Genomic DNA, 19,234 nt, shown 5'->3' on the forward strand with positions numbered 1-19,234 from the left:
ACTTTTGGGTTGCTGCCGTCGTAGTAGAGGGCAGCAACCCTTTTGCGTTTATGGCCCTTTCCCCTATTCTCCGCGCCCTGATCTTTCCCGCCATGACTTCTTTCTTCCGGTCGGCTTTCGTGTATTCTGCCGGTTGCGCCGCGCTGCTCGCCGCCGCCGCTGGCACGAGCAGCTGCAACCAGGCCCCGCCGCCCGCCGAAACGGCCGCCCCCGCTACTCCCCCACCCGTGCCCGGCCCCGACCTGCGCAAGCTGTCGGACAGCAGCGTGGTGGCGTTGCTGCCCGACTACCTGCGGCAGTACCCCGGCTCCGAGGTTATCGTGCACACCCGGCTCGGCGACATGCGCATCAAGCTCTACGACGATACGCCGCTGCACAAAGCCAATTTTCTGCTGCTGGCCCGCAAAGGCGTGTTCGACGAAACCGTGTTCAACCGGGTGGTCAAGGGCTTTGCCATTCAGGGCGGCACTTCCGACCACCGCACCATTCGGATGGCGCGCTACCACGTGCCACCCGAAATCCGGCCGGCGCACTTCCACAAGCGCGGCGCCCTGGGCATGGCCCGCTACGACGACGACCAGAACCCCGGCAAGCTGTCGTCAAACACCGACTTCTACATTGTGCAGGGCGAAAAGCTGACGCCCTACCAGGCGCAGGCTATGGCCGGCCGCAAGCTGACGCCCGCGCAGGCCAAGGCCTATGCCACCGTGGGCGGCGTGCCTTCCCTGGATGGCAAATACACCGTGTTCGGGGAAGTGGTGGAAGGCCTGGAGGTAATCGACAAAATTGCCGCCGAGCCCGTGGACCCCTACAAGTGGCCCAAAAAGGACGTCGACATCAAGATTGAAGTAGTGAAGTAGCCGGCGGCTACTGCGCGCGGCGCACCCGCACCAGCTTGGCCTTGTTGACGTCGCCGGGCTGCTCGCGCAGCAGCTCCAGCAGCTCGGCCTGGGTGTAGACCATCGTGTTATCGGAAGCCCGGAACTCCGGCTGGCTCAGGTCGGCATCGGCGGTGGCGGCGTCCTTGTAGGCCGGGTGCAGGTAGGCGCTGTCGGGGGCGGTCCGGAACACGTGGTAGAAGAAATAGCGGCTGCCCAGGTTGTTGGGGCGCTGAAACTGCACCACGTACACGTCGCCCACCTGCGGGTGCAGCACCTGGCTGCGCAGCCGCGCGGCGGCCGTATCGACGGCGGCGGCGGGGGCGGCGGCCGGCTCCTGGGCGGCGGGCTGAGAGTCCGGGGAATTGCAGGCGCCGCACAGCAGCAAGGCCAGCAGCAAGGTCGAAGGCAGCGTTTTTTGCATGCCGCAAGATACGGGCAAGGCCGGCAAACTGCCCAACTTGCCCCTGCTGCCTGCCGCCTTACCTCCTGGCTGCACCCGCTGCCCGCCTTGCCGCAGGCCCAAGCCCTTCTCCCGCAGCTCCCGGCTTGTCCGATGGCCCGGCCGCAAGCGCCCAAGAGCCGGGCCGGACGACCGAAGCCGCGGAAATAGCTCTTTTTAGTGCTTCGGTCGTTCTTTTTCCTTCTTCGGTCAGCCTGTCTAGGGCTTCGGGCGCGCTTGCTGGGGCTTCGGGCGTCCTGGGTGCCGCATCGGTTACCCTTGGCACTACTTCGGCCCCTCTTTCTACGACTTCGGTCGGCCTTTCTCCGGCTTCGGCCAGACTGCGGACTTACCGTAGCCGCCTCGGCCCCACTCCCCTGGCCCAAACGAAAAAAAGGTGGCTGGCACCATGCCAACCACCTTTTTTGCCGTAGTAAACTACTTCGCTGCTACCAGATTTTGGCGCGCTGGGCCTGGGCCCGCACCATCTTCGCGTCGTCTTTGCAGCCGAACGCCTCGAAGAACTGGGGCATGTTTTGCAGCGGGCCGTTGGTGCGGTACTGGGCCGGGGAGTGCGGGTCGGTGAGCACCTGCTGGCGAATGGCCTCGGGGCGCTGGTTGGTCCGCCAGATCTGGGCGTAGGCCAGGAAGAAGCGCTGCTCGGGCGTGAAACCGTCGATTTTGGTCTTGGGCTTGCCGGCCAGCGTCTTTTGCAGGGCCGTGTAGGCAATGTTGAGCCCTCCCAGGTCGGCCAGGTTTTCACCCATCGTCAGCTTGCCGTTCACGTGCACCGAATCCAGGGGCGTGAAGGCATCGAACTGGGTGCCCACCAGGGCGGCGCGCTGGTCGAATTTCTCGGCGTCTTCCTTGGTCCACCAGTCGCGCAGGTTGCCTTCGGCGTCGTACTGCCGGCCCTGGTCGTCGAAGCCGTGGGTCATTTCGTGGCCGATAACGGCCCCGATACCGCCGTAGTTTACCGCGTCGTCGGCCTTGGGGTCGTAGAAGGGCGGCTGCAGAATACCGGCCGGAAACACGATTTCGTTCATCGGCGGGTTGTAGTAGGCATTCACCGTGGGCGGCGTCATGCCCCATTCGTTGCGGTCAATCGGCTTGCCCAGCTTGCTGTTGTCGACGTTGGCGGCAAACATGCGCGAGGCCAGCACGTTCTGCAGGTAGGAGTCGCGGGTGATGTTCAGGGCCGAATAGTCCTTCCACTTGTCAGGATACCCGATTTTCACGGTAAAGGCGTTCAGCTTTTTCAGGGCTTCGGCCTTGGTGGGGGCGCTCATCCACTCGTTCTGCTGAATGTGCTCGGCAAAGGCGGATTTCAGGTTATTCACCATCTCCAGGGCCTTTTGCTTGGCTTCGGGCGTAAAGGCCTTATCCACGTACACCTGGCCGAAGGCTTCGCCCAGGGCCAGGTCGGTGGCGCGCAGCATGCGCTTCCAGCGGGGCTGCATTTTCTTGGCCCCGGTCAGCGTCTGGGTGTATTTGAAGTTCTCATCCACGTAGGCTTTGGGCAGCGCGGCCGACAAGGAGCTAACCAAATGCCAGCGCAGGTAGGTTTTCCAGTCGGACAGCGGCTCGGCTTTGAGCATCACGTTGGCTTCCTTCACGAAGGCCGGCTGGCCCACGATAATCGACTTGGCCGACGAGAGGTTCTGCTGGGCCAGCAAGGTGGGGAAGCCCACGTTGGGATACTGCTTCTGCAGCTCCGCCACGGTCAGCTTGTTGTAGTTGGCGTAGGGGTCGCGCAGGTCGACGCGGCTTTTGCTGGCTTTGGCCAGCCGGGTTTCCAGGCGCATCACGGTAGCCGCATTTTTGGCCGCCGTCGCGTCGTTGTCGCCCATCAGCTTGAACGTATTGGTCATATACGTCACGTAGGCGTTGCGAATGGCCTTGGAGCGCGCGTCGTCCTTCAGGTAATAGTCGCGGTCGGGCATGCGCAGGCCGCCCTGGTAGAGCAGCACGGCATACTGGGTGCTGTTTTTCTCATCCTGGCCCACGCCCATGTTGAACACCGAGCCGCTGCCGATCAGCTGCTGGCGGCCCAGGGAGGTTTGCAGGCCTTTCAGGTCCTTGATGGCGGCAATGCGGTCCAGCTCAGGCTTCAGCGGCGTAATACCGGCTTTCTCAATGGCCATCGAGTCCATGGCCGAGGCGTAGAAGTCGCCGACTTTCTGGGCGTTGGTGCCCTTGGCGGCCGAGCGGTCGGCGGCGGCCTCTTCCAGAATCTGGCGCTGCACGGCGCTGTTCTTGTCGAACAGCTCGTTGAAGCTGCCCCAGCTTACTTCCGAGGCCGGAATCGGGTTGTTTTTCAACCAGTTGCCCGAGGCATACTGAAAGAAGTTGTCGCAGGGTGCTACCGACTGGTCGATGTTGGCCACGTTCAGCCCTACGCCTTTTACTTCGGGTTCCTGGGCGGGAGTGGCAGCCGCCGGAGCGGCAGCGGTAGTAGCGGTGGCGGCGGGCGTGTTGCTGGCCGCGCAGCCAGCCAGCGTCAAGCCTGCAGCGGCCACGGCGGCCAGCGTCAGGCTGTTTCGGTTTTTCATACTATAAGGCAGGAAAAGGGTGAGGAAAGGCGGATTGAGGCTAGAAAGGTAAAAGAAAAACCGCAAGCCCGGCGCGGGCAGCCCCTATTGCCGAACTTTTGGCGCGGGCGGCCAACATTGGCCCGCCGCCGGGGTTGCATAGGCGGCTTTCGGGTATTGATGCGGCCCGGAAGCCAACCGTTGCCCCGCCGGTGCTGGTTGCCGCGCCCCGAATTTGTACCTTGCCGCCCTATGCCGCCCCTTTTCAATCGTCGTCCGGAGCCGGGCCTGACCACGGCCCTCCCGCTGGTGCCGCTGCCCCTGGCCGAGCTGCTGGTGCGGGTGCGCCAGACGGTAGAAACCCGCTTTGCCGAGTCGTACTGGGTGGTAGCCGAAATTGCCGATCTGACCCTGCCCCGCCACGACGGGGGCCACTGCTACCTGGTGCTCACCGACCAGCACGTGACCGGCCGCGGGGCCCAGCTTAAGGCCCAGGCCCGGGCCACCATCTGGAGTCAGCGTTTCCAGCAGCTGGCCCCGGCTTTTCTGGAGCACACCGGCCAGGAGCTGTGCCTGGGGCTGAAGGTGATGCTACGGGTGCAAGTCAAGTTTCATGAGCAGTACGGCCTGAGCCTCGACGTGCTGACCATCGACCCCAGCTACACCGTCGGGGATTTGGCCCGGCAGCGCCTCGAAACCGTGCGCAAGCTCGAAGCCAAGGGCCTGCTGGAGCGCCAGAAACAGCTGCCGCTGCCGCTGGGTCCGCAGCGGCTGGCCGTTATTTCGTCGCCCACGGCGGCCGGCTTCCAGGACTTCGTGCAGCAGCTGGGCGAGTCGCCCTACGACTTTGCCGTGACCCTGTACCCGGCCACCATGCAGGGCACCGAGTCGCCGGCCAGCATTCTGGCCGCCCTGGACGCTATCCGGCCCCGGCGCGCAGATTTTGACGCGGTAGTCATTATCCGGGGCGGCGGGGCCAAAACCGACCTGCTGGCCTTCGACGACTACGGGTTGGCAGCGGGCGTCGGCTCGTTTCCGCTGCCGGTGCTCACCGGTATCGGCCACGAGCGGGACGAAGCCGTGCTGGACCTGGCCGCCCACCTGGCCCTGAAAACGCCCACCGCCGTAGCCGCGTTTCTGGCCGAGCGTCTGGCCCGCCTCGACGCGGTATTCTCGGGCTATGCCGACCAGATTCGCGGCCTGGCCGCCCGGCAGCTCGACGCGGCCCACGACCTGCTGACCCAGGCCGGGCGCTACGTGCATCGCGCCGCCCAAGCCCAGCTGCACGAGCACCGCGCCGGGCTGCACCAGCGCATGCGGGCGGCGGCTACCGTGCCGCGGCAGCAGCTGCAGCAGCAGCACCGCCAGCTGAGCCGCCACCGCCACGGCCTGCACCGCGCCGCGCGCCGCGCCCTGGGCCAGCAGCAGCAGCAACTGCGCACCTTCGGCCGCACCCTGGCCCAGCGGTTTCGGCGGCTGCACCGGCGGCGGCGCGAGCAACTGCTCCGCTCCCGCTACCAGGTGCAGCTGGCGGCCGAGCGGCTGCTGCACCGCGCCCAGCTGCGGCTGGCTCAACTCAACGTAGCCCCCTTTCCTGATGCCCCCACGCTGGCGCGGCACGGCTACGTGCAGCTCATCACCGACCACCAGCAGCCCGAAGCCGCCCTGCAACCCGGCGACGAAGTACGCCTGCTGCTGCCCCACCTGACGCTGGCGGCCCAGATTGTGGACCGCACGCCCCACCTGGCACCACCCGGTGCTTCACCTGCTAGTTCTGCCCCAACCCCATGACCAACGATACCACCTACCGCCAGGCTATAGAAGAGCTGGAAACCATTCTGCGGGCCCTCGAAACCGACACCGTGGACGTGGACGACCTCACGGCCCGCGTGCAGCGCTCCGCCGAGCTGATCCGGCTCTGCAAGCAGAAGCTACGCCATGCCGAGTCGGCCATTGAGCGGGTCTTCGAAAACCTGGAAGAGGAAGATGAGTCAGACCCGGAAAGCGGGGACGACACCCCCACCGGTCCGGGTCCGGGCTTGCCCGAAAAGGAGCAGTCGGGTCGTGGACTTTCGGGGCGGCTGCCCTTCTAGGCCAGGTTTCGAAGATGGCGAAGGAAACGCGGCTGCTTGCATCCAATAGGCTTTAACCTATATTTGAATGTTCTACCGCCAAGTAGATTCATTCAACATTTTCTTTATTACCTCCTAACCGAACCTCAGCATGTCAGTATTCGACGGCAACGAAGGCACCATTGTAAACCAGACCGTAGCGGCGGGAATGACGCATAATTACCGGGAATGCCCGGATGGCGACAAGCCCGTGTACAACGCGCAATTCTTCGGCGTCAACAAACTCAGGGCCCTGATGGACGATTGTGGCGACGACTTCATCGGGTTGCGCATCTACAACGGCATCGACGACGCGGGCAACCCCACCTTGGTGCTGGTAGGGGCCAAAGCCGACCAGAACGACATGTACGATCGGACGATGCTGGCCTCGGGCCCGCGCTGCCCGAACTGCTGCGCCACAGCCAGTCCGCTGAACCCATAAATCTTCCGTTACTTTGTGCATGCCAACGTTGGATAGTACCGTCCTGGTAGACATAGCCAAGCAGCTCAACATTCTGGCTGTCGTGGCTTATCTAGTGCCCATAGCGGTATGCATCCGGCGTTGGCCTCACTTAGCCCCCCCGACCCGCCCACTCATCCTGACCGCCCTGGGTATCAGCCTGCTGCTAAACGTATTATCGGAAGTCGGCCGGCAGGTCTGGAACACTAATATTCTCTTTATCTACTTTATTACCTGGACCGAAACCCTGTTTCTGGGTTGGGCCTACTACCAGGCGCTGCATACTCCCCGCAGCCGGCAGCTGCTGGGCGGAGCCGCCGCCGTTTTTGGGCTGGTGGCCCTGGCCGAACCGCTGATGCACGGCTTCTCCGGGGAGCAGACCTACACCCGCACGGCCCAGAGCATCCTGCTGATTGGGGCCGCCCTGGCCTATTTCGAGCAGGTGCTGCACGAACTGCGCAACATTCGCCTGGAGCGGGACCCGATGTTTCTGGTCAGCGTGGGCGTGACGCTGTACTACTCGGGTACGCTGATGGTATTTGTGCTGGAAGACTCCATGCAGAAACAGCACCAGATAAGTCAGATCTGGATTATGTACATTATTCAGGCGGTGCTGTCCATCATGCTCAGCGGCCTGATTGCCTGGGCCCTGCACCACGCCGCCCGCCGCACTCAGGAGCATTTCAACCGTAGCTTTTAGCTTCGGCCAAGCTCAACCGCCGCGCCGCGTGCCGGCCGCGTGGTCCTTGCCAATATCGGCCAAACCGGTATCTTTCGCAGGGTAGCCGCCTTCTGCCGCTCCCGCCGCCCCAGTGTCCTATTGCTCCTTTTCGTGCCGTGCGTATGCTTTCCGGGATTGACAGCACGCAGCTTACTGCCTTTGCCCGGCAGTTTAACAACGTGGCCCTGCTCACCTACCTTATTCCCCTGAGCATTGGCCTGCGCCGCTGGCCGACGTTGCAGCCGGTGTACCGCCCGCTGGTATGGCTGGTCCTGATTTCGGGCTGCGTGTTCAACGGGGTGCTGGCCGAGCTGGGCCGGCACGTGTGGCACAACAACATCATTTTCCTGCAGCTGGGCACCGTCACCGAAACGCTGTTTCTGGGCTGGGCCTATTTTCACGCGTTTCACTCGGTGCGGGGCCGCCGGGTGCTGCTGGCCGCCCTGGGGCTTTTCCTGCTCACGTACCTGCTGGAAGCGTTTGCAATTCACAGCTTTAGCCAGGGCCAGGATACGTATACGCACGTGGCCCAGAGCATTTTGCTGGTGGCTGTGGCCGTGGCCTACTTCGAGCAGACCCTGCGCGAGCTGCGCAACATTGCCCTCAGCCAGGACCCGATGTTCATGGTCAGCGTCGGCACCATTCTGTACTATGCCGGAACCCTCATGGTTTTCGTGCTGGAAGGGCCCCTGCAGTCGCAGCCCGACCTGATCTGGACCATGTACATCATCCAGTTTATCCTGCTGATCGTGCTCAACTGCTTCTATTCGCTGGCGCTCTGGTATGGGCACCGCCAGCCCGCGCCCGAGCAGCTACCCGAAATATGGCCGCCCCGGCACCTGTAAGCGGCCCCGCGTAATTCTGCGGCCAGGGCTGCGGCGATAATTGCCTGGGTGGAATATTATTTTGTATTTTTCTTCCGCCCTACGCTTCTTCTCCGCTCCCACCTTTGCCACGCCTTGCATGCAGATTCCTTCGTGGCTTCTCACTTTCTGCGAATACCTGGAACATACGGCCAGCCTAGTCGTGCTTGTGCCGTTGGGCTTGGCGTTCTGGAAATGGCCCCGCCTGGCGCCCGCGCTGCGGCTGATGACCGTCTACCTGGTATTTGCCGAGCTGATTCTGCTGGCTTCCAGCATCGTCGAGCTGTATTGGCCCGCCTGGAACAACGGTATCTGGCACCTGTTCACGCTGGTGCAGACGCTGCTGTTCTTCCGCATCTACTACCTCACGCTTTCCTCCCGCAACATTCGCCTGCTGATTCAGGGGCTGGCCGCTGGTTTCACGGTTTTTGCCCTCGCCGACTCCCTGTACCTGGAGGGCCTGCGGCAGGTCAACTCGTACACCCACGTGCTGCAAAGCGCCCTGCTTATTGGGCTGGCCCTGCTGTATTTCGAGCAGCTATTGAACGAGTTGCACGTGACTCACCTCGAGCAGGACCCACTTTTTTTGGTAAGTACTGCGGTAGTTTTGTATTTTTCGGGTACCGTATTGTTGTATGTGTTCGTCAATAAGTTTTCCGCCCCCGCCGATTATGCGAGCCATCAAGTGATTTATACCCTTAACGCAATGGTTAATTTGATTCAATACGTACTCTTTGCCCTGGCCTTCTGGTATGCCGGCCGGCCTTTGCCTTCCCAGTCGTCATGAATAGCTGGCTGCTCCCGGTAATGCTGGCCACGCCGGTGCTGCTGCTGCTGGCGCTGGGCATCGTGGGCTTCGTGCTGCGCTACCAGCGGCGCCTGCTGCGCCAGCAGGAGCAGCTGCGCCAGGTGCGCGACGCCTCGCAGCAGCAGGCCCTGGAAGCGGCCCTGCTGGCTCAGGAAGAAGAGCGGCGCCGGATTGCCGCCGACCTGCACGACGGCGTGGGCACGACCCTGGCCATTGCCAAGCTCCACCTCAGCACCCTGGGCCAGCCCAACCTGACCGAAGAAGCCACGGCCCTGCTCGATCAGGCCATCGGCGAAGTACGGCGCATTTCGCGCAATCTGCTGCCGGCCGCGCTGCAAAAGTTCGGCCTGCCCTTCGCCCTCGACGCGCTGGCCCGCACCGTGCCCGCCGATGGGCCCACCCACGTCGTGATTGAGCAGCGCGGGCAGCCCCGCCGCCTCGACCCCAAACGGGAGCTTATCGTGTTTCGGGTGGTGCAGGAGCTGCTGGGCAACGGCCTGCGCCACGCCCACGCCGAAACCATCGAAGTCAGCGTGGATTTCGGGCCCGACTACCTTTCCCTGCAGTACCGCGACAACGGCATCGGCTTCGACCCGGCCGCCGGCGACCTGCCGCCCGCGCCGGGCTCCCGCTCGGGCCTGGGCCTCACCAACCTGCGCAGCCGCGTGGCCGTGCTGCAAGGCACCCTGCGCCACGACTCGGCCCCCGGCGCGGGTAGTAAAGTTTGGATTTCCTTCCCTATTCCGTATCTTCCGGCCGATCAAAAGCCCGCCCTAACTACCTCTGTATGAGCACACCTACTATCCGTTTAGCTGTAGTCGACGACCATATCCTTTTCCGAAAGGGTTTGCGCGCCCTCATCAGCGGCTTCCCCGATATGGAAGTTCTCTTCGAAGCCGGTGACGGTCAGGAGCTTTTGGAACACCTCGACCAGGGAATCCGGCCCGACGTGGTGCTGATGGACCTGCAAATGCCCACGCTCGACGGGCTGCAAACCGTGCGCCTGATGCGGGCCCAGTATCCGCAAGTGCGGGTCGTTATCATTTCCATGCACGACGAGCCCGAGCTGATTGACAGCCTGCACGCCGAAGGGGCCCACGGCTACCTGCTGAAAAATGCCAATCCGGAAGAAGTACGGGGGGCCATTCTGGCGGCCGCCGAGCAGGCCGCTCCCACCCGTCCTAAGCTGGCCGTGCTGTAACCGGGTCATACCCGATTTTCTGGGCTGAAGTCAACCGCAAAAGCCACCGCCCGCCGGTGGCTTTTGCGGTTTTTACCGGCTTGGCTTCAAGCTTTTTCTCCGCCCGATTGGGTTCATTAGCCCTAACCGTTCACTACTACTATCCGACTTTGAAAACCCGCTTTTTCCTCCTGCTATTTCTGGCACTCTATTCGGTGGCCCATGCGCAAACGCCCATTTATCAGGTTAGCTTGCGGGAGCAAAAGCTGGTAGTAGACAAGGCGGCCTTTCATATTACCGAAGTGCTGGACTTACGCGTCCAGCGCCAGACCATTGGCTGGGTGCAGCGCGGCATGAACAATATTCGCATCCCCGCTAATCTGCAGGGTGGCTTGCAGGATGGCCTGGGCGGCTGGCTACAGATGCAGCTCCCGCCCCGGCCGGGCAGCCGCCCGGTGCTACTGCGCGTGCATGAGTTGCGCATTGGGGAAGTAACCAAGGCCACCTCGGAAAAAGCCACGGCCAGCGTCGACGTGGATTTCGTGGTGCAGCAGCCCGACGGCTCCTACCAGGTGCTGCAGCGCTATATAGAGGAAGAGGAAAGCAAAGGGCTGGAAACCACCGGCCACCACGACGATAATATTGCGGCCTGCCTGCAGCGGATCTGCGTCCAGTTCAACGCCCTGGACTGGGCGCAGCGCCTGGCCCTTTCGCCCCCGCTAACCAAAGAGCAGGTATACTACCGCGGGGGCCGCCGGCCGGTGCCCTACGACTACGCCATTCTGACGGCTCCGGCCCCGCCGATGGGCATTTACGGCACTTTTCTGAACTTCCGCAACAACCAGCTGGCGCCGGCCGCCGACCTGGTAGCAGAAGCAACGGACGAGCCCGGCGAGGTCGACGCGTACCAGGGCAGCGGCGCGGCGCGCAAAGCGCTGGATGAGGTGTGGGGCTTCTCGGATGGGCAGCAGGTGTACATCAAGCGCAAGCGCCACTTTTACGCTCTGAAGCGCGCCGGCGACGACTTTACCTATACCGCGCAGTCGATGGACGACCCAGGCGTGATAAATACGGCGGGCGCGCTGGCCGGAGTGGCCGGGATGGCCATTGCCGCCGTTACCACCCACGGCGACCGGCAGGAGTACACCCTGGATATGGCTACGGGCCGGGTGGCCGACTTCGACTATCTGGAGCTACTGACCCGGCGCGACACGGCTACGGTGGTAGTATACCGCCGGCCCGGCGGCCCGGCCGCCCCGCTGACGGTGCTACTCAACGGCAAGGAACTAGCGGCCCTGCCCGCCAACGACTTCGTGCTGATTCCCTGGACCAGCAAAACCCGGGAAGTTTCGCTCTGCTTAGCCGATACCGACGGGGCGTGTTACTCGTTTATCCCCGTGTTTGGAGCCACTACCTACGTGGAGCTCAAAGCCCGGACGGCCGGCGAAAAGCCCCTGCTACAATACGTTCCGCAGAAGGAAGGCGACTATTACGTCAAGAAAATGCGCCGCCGCTAACCCAGCTCCACGCTGGGGTCCCAGAACCGGGTTTTGAAGTCCTGCACCTGGTCATCGACGACGGGAATGCCTTCGGCCTCCAGAAACTCCTGCATGGCGGTGGGCGTGGCAAAATGCAGCCGGCCCGTGAGGAGCCCCAGGCGGTTGACGACCCGGTAGGCAGGTATGGCCTCGGGACCCACCGTGGGGTGCGCGGCCATCATGGCCCAGCCCACCATGCGCGCCCCGTGGCGGGCTCCCAGATAGTGGGCAATTGCGCCGTAGGTGGTCACGCGGCCGCGCGGCACGAGGCGCACCACCTCGTGCACGTCGCGGAAGAAGTTGCGGTGAGCTTCGGTCGGCTCCTTGGGGGTTTGCATGCCCGAAAATACGCAGAAACCCTGAGCGGCCGCCGGGTAAAACCGAGCTCAACACCAGAAAGAGCCCCGTTGTTTTTGCTGAGAACTGCTTGCAGAGTGTCGCGCGCCGGCCGCTTAGCCGGCACGGCCGCCAACCACGCCGCCCGCCTGGGCTGCGCCGAAGTGGCCGAGCTTCCACGCCAGATACTGGAAGAGGAGCCGCTCGCCAACTTCAATCGTAACGAACTGGCTCAGAATCATATCGACCGGGAAGCCGGGTAGCTTCTGCTTCCGGCGTTCAGAAAAGCCTGCAACCCGCCGGCTTTTTTTGTGTCTTACCCCCTGAAACAAACCATCCACAGGATTTGGTCGAACCCTTCAGGGTAGCCTGTCGTTGTTGAACATCAGCAGTCCGAATAACGGGCCGTGCTGATTGAATTGGGAAATATCCCTGTATACATGCAATACGAAGAAGAAACGGAGTCGCGCACTGGGCGCAAGGTGTTGTGGATTGTAATAGTAGTGGCCATCATTGCCGCACTGGCCTTTGTCAAGATAAAGTTCTTTCCCTCCCCCAACGCTGACGCGAAAGGCGGTGGCGGCGGGCGCGGCGCGGCCGGCGGCGGTGGCAAGGGCGGAGCCGGCGGCAAAGGCGGCGGGCAGAAGCTACCGGTGCAGGTGTACGTGGTGCAACCCACCAACCTCTCCGACGAAGTAGCCGCCACGGGCTCGATTCTGGCCGATGAGTCGGTGGTTATCAAAAGCGAGCTGTCGGGCAAAATCACCAGCCTCAACATCCGGGAGGGCCAGCCGGTGCGCAAAGGCCAGCTGCTGTTCAGCATCAACGCCGACGAAGCCCAGGCCGCCATCCGGAAGCAGCAGTACAACATCCAGCTGTTCCGGGACCAGGAAAAGCGGCAGCGCACCCTGCTCGACAAAGAGTACATCAGCGCCCAGGAATACGAGCAGGCCAACAACCAGCTCCAGACTTCCCAGGCCGATCTGAAAGCCTTGCAGGCATCGTTGGCCAAAGCCTACGTGCGGGCCCCGTTTGACGGGGTGCTGGGTTTGACCACCGCCACGGTGGGCACCTACGTGAGCCCCGGCACCGAAATTACGACCCTCTCCCGCGTGCGGCCGGTCAAGATTGACTTTGCCGTACCGGGCCGCTTCGCCACCAAAGTCCGGGTGGGCGACGTGGTGAGCATCACCGACGAAGGCACCAACAAAAAGTACGACGCCAAAGTCTACGCCATTGACCCGCAGATTGACCCCGTGAGCCGCACCCAGCCGGTGCGGGCCCGCTACGCCAACACCAGCAACGAGCTGCGCCCCGGCGCCTTCGTGAAAGTAAACCTGCAGCTGGGCGAGTCGACGGATGCCTTGCAGGTGCCGACCGAATCGGTGATTCCGGAAGCCAGCGGCTACAGCGTGTACACCGTGAAAGAGGGCAAGATGGTCCCGAAGAAGGTTAAGATTGGGATTCGCTCCGACAAAGTAATCCAGATTACCGACGGCCTGGCCGTGGGGGACTCCGTGATTCGCACCGGTATTCTGCAAGTGAAGCCCGGCGACGCGGTACGCGTGACCAAATAGCATTTCACGCGGTGTCTCGCAGTGGTTTTCGCAGTGTTTCGCGGAGGCCTTTCCCTGCGAGACACTGCGTTTTCCACCGCGAAACACTGCGTGAAATAACATGAGCTTATCCTCAACCAGTATAAACCGCCCGGTTCTCGCCATCGTGATGAGCCTAGTCATCGTCATCTTCGGCGTTATCGGGTTTCGCTACCTCAGCATCCGGGAATATCCAAGCGTGGACCCGCCGATTATTACGGTGTCGGCCAGCTACACCGGGGCCTCGGCCGACGTCATGCAGGGCCAGGTGACCGAGCCGCTGGAAGAAGCCCTGAACGGCATTGCGGGCATCAAAAACCTGACCTCCAACTCCCGGGACGGCCGCACCCAGATTACGGTGGAGTTTGACCTCGACGCCGACCTGGAAACGGCCGCCAACGACGTGCGCGACAAGGTGTCGGGGGCGCAGGGCCGCCTGCCGCGCGACATCGACCCGCCCATCGTGAGCAAGGCCAACGCCGACTCCCAGCCGATTGTGATGACGTACCTGAGCTCGAACCAGCGCACCTTGCTGGAGCTGACGGACTACGCCAACAACACCTTGAAGGAACGCCTGCAGACGATTCCGGGCGTGTCGGAGGTACGGGTGTACGGGGAGCGGAAGTACTCGATGCGCCTGTGGATGGACCCGGTGAAGCTCTCGGCCCTGGGCGTGAGCCCCGTGGACGTGCAGGCCGCCCTGACCCGCGAAAACGTGGAGCTGCCCAGCGGCGCCGTGCAGGGCCAGAACACCCAGCTCACCCTGCGCACCATGGGCCGCCTGACCTCGGTGGAAGACTTCAACAACCTGATTATCCGCAAGGATGCCTCCTCGCTCGTGCGGCTTTCCGACATCGGCTACGCCGAGCTCTACCCCGAAAACGACCAGACCATCTTTAAGGTGAACGGCGTGCCGATGGTGGGCCTGGCCGTTATTCCGCAGCCGGGCTCCAACCAGATTGACATTGCCGACGAGTTCAACAAGCGCATTGCGCTGTATGGCAAGGACTTGCCCAAGGACCTGGTGCTCAAGCCGGGCTTCGACAACTCGGTCTTTATCCGCAAGTCCATCAACGAGGTTGAGCACACCATCATCGAGGCCTTCGTGCTGGTGGTCATCATCATCTTCCTGTTTTTGCGCGACTGGCGCTCCACGCTGATTCCGGTGGTGGCCATTCCGGTGTCGTTGGTGGGTATTTTCTTCGTGATGTACCTGCTCGACTTCTCCATCAACGTGCTGACCCTGCTGGCTATCGTGCTGGCCATTGGTCTGGTGGTCGACGACGCCATTGTGGTGCTGGAGAACATCTATTCCCGCATCGAGGAAGGCGAAGACCCCAAGGAAGCCGCCATCAAAGGCTCCGAGGAGATTCTGATGGCCGTTATCAGTACCACCATCGTGTTGGCGGCCGTGTTTCTGCCGGTGGTGTTCCTGACCGGTATTACCGGCCGCCTGTTCCGCGAGTTTGGCATTGTGGTAGCCGGCTCGGTGCTCATTTCCGCCTTCGTGTCGCTCACGCTGACGCCGATGATGTGCTCAGTGCTGCTCAAGCGCGAGGAAAAGCACAACTGGTTTTACCGCAAGACGGAGCCGTTTTTCGTCAGCATGATTGGCGGCTACCAGGACAGCCTGAAAACTTTCCTGCGCAACCGGTGGGTGGCCTGGCTGGTGGTGGCCGGTACGGGCGTGGGCATCTGGTTTTTCATGAAAGCCATTCCCTCGGAGCTGGCCCCCGTGGAAGACCGCAGCCGCGTGAACATCAACGCCACGGGCCCGGAAGGCGCGTCCTTCGAATACATGGACGCCTACATGAACCAGATCAGTAAGATGGCCATGGACTCGGTGGGCGAAAAAAGCCTGAGCAGCGTGTTTGCTGTCACCTCGCCGGGCTTCGGGGGCGGCTCCAACTCGGGCACGGCCCGGGTGCTGCTGCTCGACGCCGACAAGCGCCCCCGCACCCAGGACCAGATTGCCGCCGGCCTGAGCGCCGGGGTGAAGCGCCTCACGGCCGCCCGCACCTCCGTGTCGCAGGACCAGAGTATCGGAGGGGGCGGCGGTGGCGGCGGCCTGCCGGTGCAGTTCGTTATCCAGACCCAGGACTTCGACAAGCTGCGCGACGCGGTGCCGAAGTTTCTGGATGCCGCCCGCCAGGACCCCACGTTCCAGTTCGTGGACGTGAACCTGAAATTCAACAAGCCCGAGCTGCGCGTGAACATCGACCGGGAAAAAGCCCAGAGCCTGGGCGTGTCGGTGCAGAGCATTTCGCAGACCTTGCAGTCGGGTTTGAGCGGGCAGCGTTTCGGCTACTTCATCAAGGAAGGCAAGCAGTACCAGATTATCGGGCAGGTGGCGCGCGAAAACCGCAACCAGCCGCTGGACGTGCGCCTGCTGTCGGTGAAAAGTGCTACGGGTGAGCTGGTGCAGCTCGACAACGTGATTCGCCTCACGGAAAGCAGCACCCCGCCCCAGCTTTACCGCTTCAACCGCTACAACTCGGCCACTTTCTCGGCCTCCCTGGCCCCGGGCAAAACCCTCGGCGACGGAATTGCCGCCATGCGCAGCATCGCCGAGAAAAGCCTCGACGACACGTTTTCCACCGAGCTGTCGGGGGCCTCGCGCGACTTTGAGGAAAGCTCCTCGTCCCTGCTCTTCGCCTTTGGCCTGGCCCTGGTGCTGATTTACCTGGTGCTGGCCGCGCAGTTCGAGAGCTTCCGCGACCCGGTCATCATCATGGTGACGGTGCCGCTGGCCTTGTCGGGCGCGTTGCTGAGTTTGTGGTACTTCAACCAGACGCTCAACTTGTTTTCCCAGATCGGCATCATCATGCTCGTGGGCCTGGTGACCAAGAACGGTATCCTCATCGTGGAGTTTGCCAACCAGCAGGTCGAGAACGGCAAGGACTACATGACCGGCCTGATTGAGGGCGCTACGGCCCGCTTCCGCCCCATCCTGATGACTTCGCTGTGCGCCATTCTGGGTATTCTGCCCATTGCCATTGCCACCGGCGCCGGGGCCTTGAGCCGGCGGGCCATGGGCATCGGCGTGGTGGGCGGCCTGTTCTTCGCCACGGGCCTGACGCTTTACGTAGTGCCGGTGATGTACTCGTACTTCGCCACGGCCAAGAAGCACAAACACAAGCAGAAAGAAGCCGAGCCCCAGCAGGCCGTTACGGCGTAATGCCAATACGAACGTCATGCCGAGCGAAGCTGAGGCATCTCGCCCGCTTCGTTCGGATTAGTATTCAGACGTCAGCACGCGAGATGCCCCGGCTTCGCTCGGCATGACGGCCCAATTTAAACTTCCCGAATGCAGTTTTCCGCTCGTTTTCTTTCCTTCCCACACCTGGCAGCGCTTTTTCTGCTGGCTTTGCCCCTGCCCCTGCTGGCCCAGCAGCCGGTGCCCATGCCCCGGCAGCCCGCCACTCAGCCCCAGGCTAAAGCCCAGACGGCAAAGCCCGTCACGGTGGCGCCGGCCGCCCCCCTGACGCTGGCCGAGGCCATCCGGATTGGGCTGGAAAACAACTACAACATCCGGCTGGCCCGCACCGACGAGCAGATTGCCGACAACAACGTGACGCGCGGCAATGCCGGCCAGCTGCCCGTAGTGAATGGCAACCTGACCCGCAACTTCACCCGCAACAACGTGCGGCAGGAGTCGTCGAGCCGGCCCGAGCCCAGCACGGCCAGCAACGCCGCTTCCAACCAGCTGAATGCCAACGTAGCGGCCACCTGGACCGTGTTCGACGGATTCGGAATGTTCATTGCCTACGACCGGCTCAAGGCCCTGAACCAGAGCCAGCAGCAGTTGACGCGGGCCACGCTGGAAGAAACGGTGGCCGATATTACCAGCGCCTACTTCGCCGTGGTGCGCGAATCGGGCAAAATCAAGTCGATTGAAGAAGCCCTGAAAATCGGGCAGGCCCGCATCGACCTGACCCAGGCCCGCGTCGACGTGGGCGTCAGCGCCAAGGTGGAAGTGCTGACTGCCCGCGTGGATTACAACGCCGACCAGTCGGTGCTGATTCAGCAGCAGGAAGCCCTGGCCACGGCCAAAATCAACCTGAACAACCTGCTCGGCCGCTCGGCCCGCCTCAATTTTCAGCCCGCCGACTCCATCGTGGTGGCCCGCGACCTGGACCGGGACGCCGTGGCCCAGGCCATTCAGCAAAACAACCCCCGCCTGCAAAACGCCCGTACCAACATTGAGGTGGCCACCTACGACCGGAAGCTGGTGCGCGCCTCCCGCTTTCCGCAGCTGGGTCTTACCTCGGGCTACGGCCTGAACCGCAACGTGAACGGCGCGGCCTTTTTCGGCAACCAGCTCGTGACCAACACCAGCCGCAACTACGGCCTCAACTACGGCGTGGTGGCGTCCGTGCCCATTTTCGACGGCTTCAACCGCCGCCGCCTGGAGCAGAACGCCCGCATCGGGGAAGAGCAAAGCCAACTGCAGCTCAGCCAGACCCAACTGCAGCTCGAAGCGGAAGCGGAACAGGCCTACGCCCAGTACCAGAACCGCCTGCAGCTGCTGGAGCTGGAAGAAGCTAACATTCTGCTGGCCCGCGAAAACGTCGCCATTGCCCTGGAGCGCTACCGTCTGGGTTTGCTCACGCCCCTGGCCCTGCGCGAGGCCCAGCGCACCCAGCTCGACGCCGAAGTGCGCCTGCTCGACATCCGCTACCAGGCCAAGCAGGCCGAAATCGTGCTGCGTCGCCTGAGCAGCGGGCTGGTGCAGCAACAAGGGCAGTAAAACGCGCCGGGTTACGCGGGCTTCTGTATCTTGGCAACCGGCTTCCTACTCATCCCGGGAGGCGCTGCTTAACGTATGTCCGCTTCTGAGTCTGCTGCCCGCAGCATTACCTACCGCCCCGACCTGGGCCTGCTCATCGGCCGCTGGTTTATGAATGCCCCCGTAGCCACCCTTCAGGCCGACTACCGCGCCCTGCTGGCCGCGGCCCAGGAACACCACGTCGGGCGCTGGCTGCTGGACGTGCGCCGCCGCGACCAGCTCGACCCCACGCTGGGCCAGTGGACGACCGGCACGTTTTACCCGGAGGCCAGCCGCCAGCTGGCCCCGCTGCAGTTGCGCATTGCGGTGCTATGTTCCCCGGCCCGGCTGGCGGTATACGCCGACAGTGCCCGCCAGCAGGAATACCTGAATTACGGGCTGGCAGCCGAACGGCCCTACCAGCTGCAGCTTTTTGGCGACGAAGGGCAGGCCATGAACTGGCTTAACGGGTAAGTTCTATCGGCTATCTTCGGCCCGGCTGGTCGCTCTACCAGGCCAGCACAGCTTCCCTCGCCCATGCCTGATTCTATTGACCGGTCGTTGCTTGATCTGCAGTATCGCCCCGATCTGCACATTCTTACGGCCCGCTGGCTGCGCGATGCTTCCCTGCCCGAACTGCAGCAAGCCCACCGGGCCCTGCAGGCTACGGCTCAGGCTCACAATGCCTTCCACTGGCTCATGGACCGCCGGCGGTTCAGCCCCAATCCGGAAATAGCCCAGTGGGTGGCGCACGAGTGGCTCCCGGACATAGCCCGCACCGCTTCCTCCCACCTGCGGCTCGCGTCGTTGGTTTCTCCGGAACTGTGGCACCTGATCAGCACCCAGCCGGACTTTCAGGAAGCTACCAACACGGCACTCAATGCGCAGCAGCCCTACTCCGTCCGGGTATTTATGGATGAGGGCGAAGCCGTACGGTGGCTGACAAGCAGCTAATTCCACGTTCCTTCCCCCCGCTACATTGAGGTAGCCAGCGGAAGACACC

19 protein-coding genes are annotated in these 19,234 nt (G+C 62.9%); 15 read left to right on the forward strand and 4 right to left on the reverse strand.

The annotated features are described in order from the left end of the window. Positions 1-50 precede the first annotated feature (50 nt). Positions 51-860 (forward strand): peptidylprolyl isomerase, encoded by an 810-nt coding sequence (locus E5K00_RS09820; protein WP_167856821.1) that lies wholly within the window; start codon positions 51-53, stop codon positions 858-860. 7 nt (positions 861-867) lie between these two features. On the opposite strand, the gene E5K00_RS09825 is transcribed toward E5K00_RS09820, so the two are convergent. Then, complete coding sequence (locus E5K00_RS09825; protein ID WP_135463046.1) at positions 868-1,302, reverse strand: hypothetical protein; 435 nt, start codon at positions 1,300-1,302, stop codon at positions 868-870. A gap of 467 nt (positions 1,303-1,769) precedes the next feature. After that, positions 1,770-3,872 (reverse strand): M13 family metallopeptidase, encoded by a 2,103-nt coding sequence (locus E5K00_RS09830; RefSeq protein WP_135463047.1) that lies wholly within the window; start codon positions 3,870-3,872, stop codon positions 1,770-1,772. 231 nt (positions 3,873-4,103) lie between these two features. Between E5K00_RS09830 and xseA the strand changes: the two genes are divergently transcribed. The 9 genes from xseA to E5K00_RS09875 all read left to right on the forward strand — a co-directional run bounded on the left by xseA (position 4,104) and on the right by E5K00_RS09875 (position 11,511). Continuing rightward, positions 4,104-5,642 carry an exodeoxyribonuclease VII large subunit gene (gene xseA, locus E5K00_RS09835; RefSeq protein WP_167856822.1) on the forward strand — a complete coding sequence of 513 codons (1,539 nt, stop codon included), beginning with the start codon at positions 4,104-4,106 and terminating at the stop codon, positions 5,640-5,642. Beyond that, a complete protein-coding gene (gene xseB, locus E5K00_RS09840) occupies positions 5,639-5,944 on the forward strand; it encodes an exodeoxyribonuclease VII small subunit (RefSeq protein ID WP_135463049.1) in 306 nt (101 codons plus the stop codon). The genes xseA and xseB overlap by 4 nt, the downstream gene beginning before the upstream one ends. Before the next feature lie 130 nt (positions 5,945-6,074). Then, on the forward strand, positions 6,075-6,404 hold the full coding sequence (locus E5K00_RS09845; protein ID WP_135463050.1) for a hypothetical protein: 330 nt from the start codon (positions 6,075-6,077) through the stop codon (positions 6,402-6,404). 19 nt (positions 6,405-6,423) lie between these two features. After that, the gene (locus E5K00_RS09850; RefSeq protein ID WP_135463051.1) at positions 6,424-7,122 is read left to right on the forward strand and encodes a hypothetical protein; all 699 of its coding nucleotides are present in this window, start codon (positions 6,424-6,426) and stop codon (positions 7,120-7,122) included. 143 nt (positions 7,123-7,265) lie between these two features. Then, entirely contained in the window at positions 7,266-7,988 is a 723-nt protein-coding gene (locus E5K00_RS09855; protein WP_135463052.1) for a hypothetical protein, read from the forward strand. A gap of 118 nt (positions 7,989-8,106) precedes the next feature. Then, on the forward strand, positions 8,107-8,793 hold the full coding sequence (locus E5K00_RS09860; protein ID WP_135463053.1) for a hypothetical protein: 687 nt from the start codon (positions 8,107-8,109) through the stop codon (positions 8,791-8,793). Further along, the gene (locus E5K00_RS09865; protein ID WP_135463054.1) at positions 8,790-9,605 is read left to right on the forward strand and encodes a sensor histidine kinase; all 816 of its coding nucleotides are present in this window, start codon (positions 8,790-8,792) and stop codon (positions 9,603-9,605) included. Before E5K00_RS09860 ends, E5K00_RS09865 begins: the two co-directional genes overlap by 4 nt. Beyond that, entirely contained in the window at positions 9,602-10,015 is a 414-nt protein-coding gene (locus E5K00_RS09870; protein ID WP_135463055.1) for a response regulator, read from the forward strand. Before E5K00_RS09865 ends, E5K00_RS09870 begins: the two co-directional genes overlap by 4 nt. 149 nt (positions 10,016-10,164) lie before the next feature. Beyond that, the gene (locus E5K00_RS09875) at positions 10,165-11,511 is read left to right on the forward strand and encodes a hypothetical protein (RefSeq protein ID WP_135463056.1); all 1,347 of its coding nucleotides are present in this window, start codon (positions 10,165-10,167) and stop codon (positions 11,509-11,511) included. On the opposite strand, the gene E5K00_RS09880 is transcribed toward E5K00_RS09875, so the two are convergent. Both E5K00_RS09880 and E5K00_RS23200 read right to left on the reverse strand, forming a co-directional pair. Continuing rightward, the gene (locus tag E5K00_RS09880) at positions 11,508-11,870 is read right to left on the reverse strand and encodes an MGMT family protein (protein WP_135463057.1); all 363 of its coding nucleotides are present in this window, start codon (positions 11,868-11,870) and stop codon (positions 11,508-11,510) included. The two genes, E5K00_RS09875 and E5K00_RS09880, sit on opposite strands and share 4 nt — an antisense overlap. 114 nt (positions 11,871-11,984) lie before the next feature. Next, positions 11,985-12,110 carry a hypothetical protein gene (locus tag E5K00_RS23200; protein ID WP_262710077.1) on the reverse strand — a complete coding sequence of 42 codons (126 nt, stop codon included), beginning with the start codon at positions 12,108-12,110 and terminating at the stop codon, positions 11,985-11,987. 198 nt (positions 12,111-12,308) lie between these two features. On the opposite strand from E5K00_RS23200, the gene E5K00_RS09885 reads away from it, so the two are divergent. From E5K00_RS09885 to E5K00_RS09905, 5 genes are all read left to right on the forward strand, one after another. Further along, a complete protein-coding gene (locus E5K00_RS09885) occupies positions 12,309-13,445 on the forward strand; it encodes an efflux RND transporter periplasmic adaptor subunit (protein WP_135463058.1) in 1,137 nt (378 codons plus the stop codon). Positions 13,446-13,545: 100 nt separating this feature from the next. Continuing rightward, entirely contained in the window at positions 13,546-16,641 is a 3,096-nt protein-coding gene (locus tag E5K00_RS09890) for an efflux RND transporter permease subunit (protein ID WP_135463059.1), read from the forward strand. 189 nt (positions 16,642-16,830) lie between these two features. Then, positions 16,831-18,213, forward strand: coding sequence for a TolC family protein (locus tag E5K00_RS09895; protein WP_167856823.1), 1,383 nt, complete (start codon positions 16,831-16,833; stop codon positions 18,211-18,213). Between the two features lie 75 nt (positions 18,214-18,288). Beyond that, a complete protein-coding gene (locus E5K00_RS09900) occupies positions 18,289-18,705 on the forward strand; it encodes a hypothetical protein (protein ID WP_135463061.1) in 417 nt (138 codons plus the stop codon). 63 nt (positions 18,706-18,768) lie between these two features. Then, positions 18,769-19,185, forward strand: coding sequence for a hypothetical protein (locus E5K00_RS09905; protein ID WP_135463062.1), 417 nt, complete (start codon positions 18,769-18,771; stop codon positions 19,183-19,185). Positions 19,186-19,234: the final 49 nt, after the last annotated feature.

This window comes from Hymenobacter aquaticus, assembly GCF_004765605.1.
Taxonomy (GTDB): Bacteria; Bacteroidota; Bacteroidia; order Cytophagales; family Hymenobacteraceae; genus Hymenobacter; species Hymenobacter aquaticus.